Source organism: Spirulina subsalsa CS-330 (genome assembly GCF_028330765.1).
GTDB classification, from domain to species: Bacteria; Cyanobacteriota; Cyanobacteriia; order Cyanobacteriales; family Spirulinaceae; genus Spirulina; species Spirulina subsalsa_A.
In genome coordinates this window covers 1-9,709 of sequence record NZ_JAQMTY010000039.1, presented here as the reverse complement: position 1 = coordinate 9,709, position 9,709 = coordinate 1, and the positions used below count along the sequence as shown (strand labels likewise).

Sequence of the window (9,709 nt, the reverse complement as noted above, 5' to 3'; positions counted from 1 at the left end):
GCCTAAAGTCTGCCGAGCGAACCTAAGACCAAAAAACCCCAGAGGTGGAGGCAGTTGCGAAACCCCAGCGATGGGAAGAAACAGAAACCTAATCCGTGAGGCTTAGGAATCACCGTGGCTTTAGCCCGGTGAGGATGTCAAGTTTGTTATCGACAATTTAAATTTCTCATGGGTCTAACTCCCCCCATTTTGATGGGGATTGTGGGGACGGGCTATGTGGCGAAGCGACGGATTGAAGCGATCGCATCGGACGATCGCGCCACCTTAGCGGCGATCGCTAGTGCCTCCCCCGAACGGATGCGGGCCATCGATCCAGACTGCCAAGCCACCCATTACACCGATTGGCAGGATCTGATCACCCATCCCGGTCTGCACGTGGTCATTGTGGCGACGCGCAATCACGATCACGACGCAATCACCCGCAGGGCCCTCGCAGCGGGAAAACATGTGGTCTGTGAATATCCCCTGAGTTTTCATCCGGCAGTGGCGGCGGAGTTGTTGGCGATCGCCGCCCAACAGGATCGACTGCTGCATATCGAACATATTGAACTTTTGGGCGGTCTACACCTCGCCATGCGTGACCATTGCCCCGCCCTCGGCACAACCCACTACGCCCGCTACGTCACCCTCAACCCCCAAACGCCCCATGCCGGACGCTGGAGCTACAACCACGACCAGTTTGGGTTTCCGTTAGTGGCTGCCCTCTCGCGGATTCATCGCCTCACGGATCTCTTTGGCACGGTGGCAACGGTCAGTTGTCAGACGCGCTATTGGGCCAGTGATTCGCCCTCGGAATACACCGCCTGTCTTTGTATCGCCCAGTTAACCTTTCACAGTGGCTTACTGGCTACCGTCACCTATGGCAAAGGCGATGCGTTCACCTACCCGATGCGCGTCTTTGAACTCCATGGCGATCGCGCCACACTCTTGTTCGATAAAGATCGCGGCACTTTGATTCAGGGCGAGGCTCAGACCTCCCTTGATTTAGGCAGTCGGCGGGGGTTATTTCAACAGGACACCCGCGCCGTGGTGGACTACCTCTGCGACGGTCGCCCCCTCTACGTCCAGCCCAGTGCGAGCCTCTATGCCCTGCGGGTGGCGGCGGCAGCGGAACAGGCCGCCCGTCTGGGGCAAACGGTGGCAGTGGAGACCGTCTAAGGGGGCGAGATCGGGCTTAGGATGGGGCGTATTTTTCCCAGATTGGTAAGTCTTCGGGATAGTCCACATCCGCTAAGGTGGGCAGGATGGCGTAGGTTTTTCCCTGGGCAGCGATCGCCTGCTGTGACTGGGCCAACACCCGATCCGTCCCCCAATCAATCCCCGTAAACAGAGCCGGCAGCGGCTCCGTTAACCCCACCAAATAATAGCCCCCATCCTGGGCGGGCCCCAGCACCACCGGATGGGTCTGAAGCTGCTCAAAGGCCGCCGTCAAAATCGCCGGGGTGAGATCTGGGCAATCAATACCGATGATCACCGTGCGATCGCTGCCTGCTTGGCAACTGTGGGCGATCGCATCCGCCATCCGCTGCCCCAAATCCCCCGCCGTTTGGGGCGAATACTGCCAATGATCCCCCAACCACGCCCGCATCTGGTCAGTCGTTGCCCCCGTAAACGCCACCACCCCATCCACCGATCGCACCCGCTGCAAAGCCCGCACCTGTCGGAGCGTGTGTTCCGTCATCCGGCGCTGAAGTTCAGCCGCCCCAGCCGCACCAAGGCGCGGAATGAGGCGGGTTTTCGTCCGTCCGGGTTCTGGATAGCGACTGAAAATAATTAACTGTTCCATGGGGTCAGATGCAGGGGTAAGTGCACTTCAAAGGTCGTGCCTTGGTCGATCGCACTGCGAAATGCGATCGTGCCGCCGTGTAATTCCACCGCTTGCTTCACAATCGAAAGGCCCAACCCCGTCCCTTTAATGTCCCTAACATTGTGCGATCGGTGGAAACATTCAAACAAACGCGGCTGATCCGATTCTGGAATCCCAATCCCCTGATCCTGCACCTCAAACCACAGGCTCTCCCCCTCCACCGCGACCCGAAAATCCACCACACCCCCCTGAGGTGAATATTTCACCGCATTGGTAATTAAGTTCACCAACATCTGGCGCAATAGTTTTTCATCGAGGGCATAGGTGGGCGCAAGGGGGGATTGAAGGTGGAGGGTGATGGCGTGGCGATCGCCCGCTAAAAACTGCAATTCTTCCGTCAACTCCTGACAAAAATTCCCCAAATCCAACGGCCGCGGCTGAAACTCTAGTTTCCCCGTATCGGCTTTCCCCAGCACTAAAATATCTTCGAGCAGATCATTCATCTGTGTTGTGCATTGCCGAATCCGCTTGAGATGCGTCATCCGTTTTTCCAGAGTCCAATGATCCGCAAATTCTTCGAGCAATTCCACCGACATCAAAATACTGGATAGGGGATTTTTGAACTCGTGAGATGTCATCGCAATAAAGCGAGACTTGAGATCATTTAATTCTTTTTCCTGGGCTAGAGCCTGATTGATTTTTTGCTCTGCTTTTTTGCGAGCCGTGATGTCACGACCAATATAGATAAAAATGGGTAAATCATTCTCTTTTGAATGGACGAATGAACAGGAGAACGACACAATGATACTGTTTCCCTGTTTAGTATGGCATGTCACTTCGTAATTCTCTAAGGTGGGATTTTTGAGGATTGATTCAGGAGAAATTGAGGCGGGGATTTGGTTTTGAAATAAGGTGGCTAACGGTTGATTTTTTAACTCTGCTTCACCATAGCCGAAGAGGGTGAGAGCGGCGGTATTAATGGTTTTCAAGTCTCCTGAAGCATTGATGGTAAACAGTGCATCGCCCATTGATGAAATAATGCGACGATTATAATTCTCGGACAATTGCAGCGCATTTAACAGCAGTTCTGTTTCATTAACCCGCTGCACTAAGGCTTGGCGTAACAGAGCCGTTTCCGTGACATCTTCGATGAAAATAATGAGATGCTGCTCATCTAATCGTTGCAGATTCAAGGTGAGATAAATACCGGAATCGGGTTGCTGGGAGGAATAGTGAATGACTTCTTGAAGGGTGAAGCCGGGTTGTTGATGGGCTAAAATACGTTGGGTAATTTGTTCGATGCCCACCAGTTCTTGAAACGCATTGCGCACATCATCATTGATGTTGAGGTTTGCGTGACAATGGCTCACGGTGTGAGATGCAAGGTGAGTGAGCCTAAAGTTCGCGTCAATAATAATGTATTCAATAAAACTCGGAAGATTCAGAGCCTGTAGCGGAGGAGTCATACCATTAAATATTGAACTAAAACTCTAGGACATTAAGGCACCATTTTTTGAGCGATCGCATTAAAGATTGTGTCTACATTTTCGCCTGTTTTTGCTGACGTGAAATATGCTCCCACTGTGGTCGTAAAGGTTGAGTGAATCGATTCTTTGAGGTATGACTGTTCATCACTGTCGAGGAGATCAATTTTATTGAGGGCGATCGCAATCGATCCCTTGGGATTAATACCGAGAAACAGTTGAATATGGTTTTGGATATTGTCAATGGTTTCTTGGCGGGTTACATCGGCAACCACCAAGATACTTTCGGAGCCGTGGAGGTAGGAGGGGGTAATGGCTTTGAATTTGGTCTGTCCTTCCAGATCCCAGATCAGGAGTTTGAGGGTATCAAGATTGCGCTCTAGATCAGGAGTTAGGGGAATGACTTTGCGGGAAATTTTCACGCCCACCGTCGAGAGGTAGCGATCGCTAAATTCCCGCTCGACAAACCGCCGAATCAAGCTCGTTTTCCCCACCCCAAAGTCACCCACCATACAAATTTTCTTAGAAATAGTACCCATGACACTGTTCAGACTTTAGTTTAGTTAACCACTTCAAAGCGCACGCACCGACTTAACCATAGTGCATCGGCATTGCTCACTTGGGGAGGGGGATCGATCATCCCCACCGTCTCTAGCTGGGATAGCGGCATCCCTTCTTGACTCAACACCGCTTGCACTGCGGCCGCTCGCTGGGGTGCGAGTTGTTGATTGATTTGCTCGGTTCCGCTGCGATCGGTATGGCCAATGATGCGGAGTTTCACCGTCGGATTGTCGCGCAGGTAGCGAATCAGGGGCGTGAGTTTCTGGCTATATTCTTGGGGGCTAATGTCGGCACTGTTGGGGGTGAAATAGACCCGTTGAGCTAGGGGTGATCCTTGGTTATCAAGGGAGAGCACCACAGACTGCACCCCCGGAATCCGGCGTAGACTTTCGGTGAGTTGGGCGGTTTGGTCGGCGCTGAGGGCGCTGCCTTGGACGAGGAGTTGCTGTAAGTCGGGGTCGTAGGTGCTGGTAATGGGGGTGGCGAGCACTTGGGCGAGGCCTTGGGTGAGGCGTTGGGCTTCGGCTGCGATCGCCTCTGGCTCCGGGGGCGCATCCACGGCGATCACCTGATTATCGACGGTGAAATCCGGAGCCAGTTGACGGGTAATGTCAGCAGCCTGTTGTTGTAACACCAGACTGGGAACCTGTCCTGTTAACGTGATGGTCTGATTCTCAACAACCGGCTGAATCCGATACAGCGCCAAGCTAGGGGTCGAGACAAAGGTGTCGCGCAGTTGGGCCGTCAACTGTTGCGCCTGCCACCATTGATATTTCATCACCCCCAAGGGAATCCCCACCGCCACCAAGACAAACCCCAATGTCAGCACCAAACCCCACGGCAGAGGGCGACGCTCGACCGGTGGGCGTTCGATCTGCTGGGGAGCATTGAGGAGGTCATGGAGGAGTTCTGGGATCGACTCCGGTACGCTGTTGGGATTGCCGTCAAACTGTTCGATCGCATCCCCGTAGCCATGATTGAGAATAATCGCGCTCATGGTTTGGCGTAGTTTCATCGAAAAGATCGCCGGTGGGTCGCCTTGGGTCACCGCCGCTAGGTAACAGTAGCCCGCCACTTCCATAATGATTTGAAAATCTTCGTAGTCGATTTGTGTCAGTTCCGATTGATGGCGGGGATCGGTGGAACATTCCCCGGCAAAGCTACGAATCGCCGTGAGCATCCCCGCTAACATGTCGGCTTCGAGGGCTGCCGTTCCCGATTGCTGCACTTCGGCGATCACGAGTCCGGAGTCTTTGTGAATCAGAAACACCGCTTGGACATTAAAGGGCATTGCATCCCGGAGGATTTGTTCAGCGTCGGAAATCCCCCGGAGGCGCAGGGACAGATGATTCACCAAGCCGGTGAGGCTGAAGGTTTGTTCAACCCGGTGATTGATTTGGCTGACCACTTCCCCCATGTATTTGGAAATCGTGTTGCCAATCACCGGGTAGAGTGCATCAACCATTGAGTCCCGATCAAGGCGGATTTGGGCGGTGATTGCTTTGCCCATGGCGGGGGCGATCGCTTGCACCACTTCATGGGGGGCATCCCCCATTTGTTTGGAAATCGCGCCGGGAATGGCAGCAGCGAGGGCTTTACTGAGGGCGGTGCGATCGCGCTGGCTTTGGGTCGCTAAGACCTGATCGATGATGGTGGCCAGGGCGGGCACAATTTCGTCCGGGGATTGGGCGATTTTCTGTTGCAGGAGGGTCGCAAAAATCGGATAGATAACCTGCCCCATGATGCGCGGATCGCGGCACCGATGTTCGAGGCGACGCAGTTGGCGCGAGAGTTCGTCTTGGGTCTCTGCGGGGGTATCAGTGGCATTCTGTTGATCAATGGCCAGGAGATCCAGGAGGAGCAACCGGAGCCGCTCACTGGTCTCATCGGAGATGGAGCCCTGTCTGTTGGGTTGGGACGAGTGAAAGATTGCCCCAGTATCCGCCAGGGGGCGATCGGGATGCTGGGGCAGATCATGTTCTGTTAAAAACTGGAATAATTCCCCAAGTGAAGTATCAGCTTGGGGAAGAGGGGATGGCATCGAGGGTGTTGGGGAATCAGGGTTGGGACGAGAAATCGGATCTTCTGAGGGAAAAGGCATAGCTGCCCTTACTCAACGACAGGGGTGTAATCATGCACGGTTCGTGATCGTACTATCTATACTGAACCATTGTGCCAAATTCAGGGTAACTATTCTGACTGACACAGTCTGTTCAGGACAGAATCACAACGGTCTCGGATTCAGTCAATGCTGACCAGCGATCGCACCACACGAGCGCGATCCTCCCATTCTTGAGGAGCCTGAACCCACCCCAGCCGCATTTTAGCCCTTCGTCCCAGTTATCATCATCGGGTTATTCTGCACTACGATGCTCAAATAGTCTTAAACAAAAGACCCAGTTTCGCAAGACATCAAAACCTGTAAATAGCTGAGTCGTAACCCCCCTCGCGTGATGTCATGCTCACCGTCTTCGCTCTTATCGTTGGGTCATCCCAGAAGACTGGGACGTTTGTGATGGTGATTGTTCCTCTTCCGGCAAGAGAAAATCAGTTTGGAGATGATTTTCCATCGCCTCTTTAAGATCCGGGACAAATTCAGTGCCTTTGACCTTAATACAGAGTTCAAACAACACTTCAGCGAGATCAACACGGGAGACCTTGGCATCCCGGAGGGTCGAGAAGCATTTTTCGAGTTCCTCAAAAATCTTCGCTTTCAGGGTTTGGGTTTCAAGCTGGAACTGTTCTTGAGTTTGGTTAAGCTCTTCCCGCAGACTCGATGTTTTGGTGCTGAAGGTTTTATTGAGAGTTTCGAGGATTGTATAGTTTTTTTGGTTCGATTGTTCGAGCTTTTGCCATAATTTCGTGGTTTCATCATGGGTGGTCAAACTCAAGTATTTCAGCTTCTTTTCCAGGGAATCTGCGATACTTTTTAGTTCACCAGTTAACGAGTTTTGCATCTGATCAAACCGATTATGCATTTCTTGGCGCATTTCGGCTGATTCTGCTTCGAGTTTTTCAATGCGTTGTTCGTAATTTCGCAGTTGCGTGCCAAACAGAATATCTCTAATTTGGTCAACATTTCCTAGGCGATCGCGCATATCCTGTTGATTCATTTCAGCCATCACTACTCCTCATGCAATATAGGCAGGGCATTGAGTTTAGTCCACCCTTGATGATATTAAGTTATCTTACTGCGTTGTCGATCGCTCTAAGATTGAACAAACTGCCCCAAATTGGGGGAAAGAGCGGTGCGAGCGGCAACGTACCCCATGATAGAGCAGAACTTCAAGCATCGAGGATATCTCAACGTGTCTATATTTTTCCAATCCCTAGGGCGATCGCTCATCGACATCATACGATCAGCCTTGATTGTACTCTTTACGGTTCTCTGTTTTATCGGACTGCCGGCCACGGCAGCGGCGAGTATTGATGACGATCGCTATGACGGGAATATTTTCGTCCTCTATGCCGGCAATGGCTCCCTCGTGCCCGTCCATGAAACCCTCGCCCAAGCCCAGGGCCAGGAACGTCCGACGATGCTGACATTTTACGTGGACGATAGCAGCGACTGTAAGCAGTTTGCGATCGTGGTCTCCCGCTTGCAAGAGTTTTACGGCCGTCGCGCCTCCTTTTTACCCATCAGCGTCGATGAAATCAACCCCAGTGAATCCTTCGGCCCCTTAGATGCCGGATATTACTACGATCAACAGGGTGTCCCCCAAACGGTGATTTTGGATGGGGAGGGAACGGTGCGGTTCAATGCAACGGGCGTGGTTCCCTACGAAGCGATGGATCGGGTGTTCCGCGAAATCTTTGATTTGCCGGTTCAAGTCGAGAAAGATTTTGAGCGTCGTTCCTATAACGAATTCAATACGGAACTCGCCCGCTAGTGGCGTGACACAGCCAAAATGATACTTTATTGTAGGGTGGGTTAGGCGGATTAAACTCCTGCCATTACTGCAATCTAGCAATCCGCCGTAACCCACCGATTAAGGTATGTCGTGACACTAGGGTGATATAGCAGAGGTCGACCGTGTTTAGGACAGCTAAACTCTCTCGGAACAAGGGGCTTAAGCCCCTTGCCTGTCCTCACGAATCTGGCTCGTGCGATAACTCCCGTTGCGAAAAGCCACCGAGGTCAACACTTCGGTGGCTTTTTGGCTTGGGGGCGATCGCTCAATGTCCACAGACAGCAGCAAGGGGTATGTCTATCTATACCCCTGATACCGAAATTCTGGATGGTGAAGCGGTTGAGAGCGGTTGATGTTAGCTAAACCGCTTTTTGCGCCGACGCGCGATCGCTTTGCGCTTTTTCTTTTCTTGTGGCGTTTCAAAATGGCGCAGACGTTTCATATCTGCAAAAATTCCAGCTTTGGATACTTCTCTGCGAAACCGTCGTAATGCAGATTCAATGCCTTCATTTTCTCCAACTGTCACCTGAGTCATCCTTTGTCCTCCTACGGGTTTAACTACCACTTTATAACCAAAAAGACCTCCTTGCCAACGAGGAGCACGAACCTTTTGATCCCCATTAATCTCAACCCTCCAGATTTGATAGGATTAATGTCAGCACAGCTACGCTACCATCAGGCATCACAACTCCGGTGGGAACGGCCTGCGCCTGTTCCATCTCAGCGGCTGTGTTTGTTATGGTTAATGAGTTGACTGCGATCGCACCTTTAAAACCAATGCTTAACCCCCTCCACCGCTCCGCCCTGCTCCTGTCCACCGCCCTCCTTACCCTGGGCAGTGGTTGCCTCCTGCCCGCCCTCAGCCAAGTTGAACCCGAAACCGGCGAATTCCAAACCAACGAACGCGACACCCTCTTTGAAGGCGGTCTCAACCCCTTTGACCTCATTCATCGGGCGCGGCAAATGAACAACACCTTTGACCCCGAACTCCAAAACGAAAGCCTCAACGAAGCCAGCCAAGACTTTCGCCGCCGCCAACTCGAAGCCATCCAACGCCAACAGGAACAGCAAAACCAAGCTGCTGAAACCGAAACCCCCGAAGCCGTCCAACCGGAATAATGGGAGCGTTGCGATTCATCCCGACAAAAAAGAGAGCCTGTCCCATGAACACGCTCTCTTTTTTGGTTGCTTGTTAACTCGACAGGACTTACGCAGGAACATACACAAACAAGGGGCTTAAGCCCCTTGCCTCAACGAAAAACTGAGAGATTGCAGAAATTTGCGTAAGTCCTGCTCGATCGCGCCTTAACCCATGCTGGCTAGCACGTCTTGGGCGTGGGTTTCGGTTTTCACCGCCGCATCCACTTGGGCGATCGTTCCTTCGGCATCAATGACATAGGTGACGCGCTTGGCGTAGCCGCCGCCGTCCACATCGTAGGCGGTGGTGAGCGCACCCTCTACATCCGTGAGGAGGGTAAACGGCAGACCATATTTTTCTTTGAACTGCTGGTGGGAGGCTTGATCATCACGACTCACCCCCAAGACCACCATGTCTTTGTCTTGATACGCTGCAAAATTATCCCGAAAACTTTGGGCTTGCTTGGTGCAGCCGGGCGTATCGTCTTTAGGATAGAAGTAAAGAACGACAATTTTGCCGGCAAAGTCACTGAGGGAAACAGTGTTTCCTTGATCATCGGTGGTCGTGAAAGCGGGCGCTTTCGTTCCTACGGTTAAAGTCATAACGTTGATGTCGTGGTTAGGTTGCCATGATTGTCTTCTAGTTTGGATTTTACAATATTTATCTTAATGTGCAAAGAAGACTCCCACTATAAAGCGAGTCCGAGTAGAGTTACCGAAGGTAACGGCGGACGTGCCTTTGAGTGGCGAGATGAATTTGCACCAACAAACAAATCGAGCGACAGCGAGTCCTTAATTTTCAATACATT

The 9,709-nt window shown here is 52.1% G+C and carries 11 protein-coding genes; 3 read left to right on the top strand and 8 right to left on the bottom strand.

What is annotated here, in order from left to right:
- The first annotated feature begins 168 nt into the window (after positions 1-168).
- The gene (locus tag PN477_RS02760; RefSeq protein WP_272115885.1) at positions 169-1,158 is read left to right on the top strand and encodes a Gfo/Idh/MocA family protein; all 990 of its coding nucleotides are present in this window, start codon (positions 169-171) and stop codon (positions 1,156-1,158) included.
- Positions 1,159-1,174: 16 nt separating this feature from the next.
- Here PN477_RS02760 and PN477_RS02755 read toward each other — a convergent pair whose 3' ends face one another.
- The 5 genes from PN477_RS02755 to PN477_RS02735 all read right to left on the bottom strand — a co-directional run bounded on the left by PN477_RS02755 (position 1,175) and on the right by PN477_RS02735 (position 6,974).
- Complete coding sequence (locus tag PN477_RS02755; protein ID WP_272115883.1) at positions 1,175-1,786, bottom strand: TIGR04282 family arsenosugar biosynthesis glycosyltransferase; 612 nt, start codon at positions 1,784-1,786, stop codon at positions 1,175-1,177.
- Positions 1,774-3,177, bottom strand: coding sequence for a PAS domain-containing sensor histidine kinase (locus PN477_RS02750; RefSeq protein WP_272146965.1), 1,404 nt, complete (start codon positions 3,175-3,177; stop codon positions 1,774-1,776). The genes PN477_RS02755 and PN477_RS02750 overlap by 13 nt, the downstream gene beginning before the upstream one ends.
- A gap of 128 nt (positions 3,178-3,305) precedes the next feature.
- On the bottom strand, positions 3,306-3,830 hold the full coding sequence (locus PN477_RS02745) for a Rab family GTPase (protein WP_272115879.1): 525 nt from the start codon (positions 3,828-3,830) through the stop codon (positions 3,306-3,308).
- A gap of 20 nt (positions 3,831-3,850) precedes the next feature.
- Positions 3,851-5,893, bottom strand: coding sequence for an OmpA family protein (locus PN477_RS02740; protein WP_272115877.1), 2,043 nt, complete (start codon positions 5,891-5,893; stop codon positions 3,851-3,853).
- A 436-nt stretch (positions 5,894-6,329) separates the two neighbouring features.
- On the bottom strand, positions 6,330-6,974 hold the full coding sequence (locus tag PN477_RS02735; protein WP_272115875.1) for a hypothetical protein: 645 nt from the start codon (positions 6,972-6,974) through the stop codon (positions 6,330-6,332).
- 186 nt (positions 6,975-7,160) lie between these two features.
- Between PN477_RS02735 and PN477_RS02730 the strand changes: the two genes are divergently transcribed.
- Entirely contained in the window at positions 7,161-7,742 is a 582-nt protein-coding gene (locus PN477_RS02730) for a thylakoid membrane photosystem I accumulation factor (protein WP_272115874.1), read from the top strand.
- Between the two features lie 180 nt (positions 7,743-7,922).
- On the opposite strand, the gene PN477_RS02725 is transcribed toward PN477_RS02730, so the two are convergent.
- On the bottom strand, positions 7,923-8,051 hold the full coding sequence (locus tag PN477_RS02725; protein ID WP_272115872.1) for a hypothetical protein: 129 nt from the start codon (positions 8,049-8,051) through the stop codon (positions 7,923-7,925).
- A gap of 67 nt (positions 8,052-8,118) precedes the next feature.
- Positions 8,119-8,298: a 30S ribosomal protein S21 gene (gene rpsU / locus PN477_RS02720; protein ID WP_072621663.1), complete on the bottom strand. Its 180-nt coding sequence runs from the start codon at positions 8,296-8,298 to the stop codon at positions 8,119-8,121.
- Positions 8,299-8,540: 242 nt separating this feature from the next.
- On the opposite strand from rpsU, the gene PN477_RS02715 reads away from it, so the two are divergent.
- Complete coding sequence (locus tag PN477_RS02715; protein ID WP_272146963.1) at positions 8,541-8,882, top strand: hypothetical protein; 342 nt, start codon at positions 8,541-8,543, stop codon at positions 8,880-8,882.
- Between the two features lie 186 nt (positions 8,883-9,068).
- Here the strand turns inward: PN477_RS02715 and PN477_RS02710 are convergent, their stop codons facing one another.
- Positions 9,069-9,503, bottom strand: a complete 435-nt coding sequence (locus tag PN477_RS02710; protein WP_272115867.1) for a peroxiredoxin — start codon at positions 9,501-9,503, stop codon at positions 9,069-9,071.
- Positions 9,504-9,709: the final 206 nt, after the last annotated feature.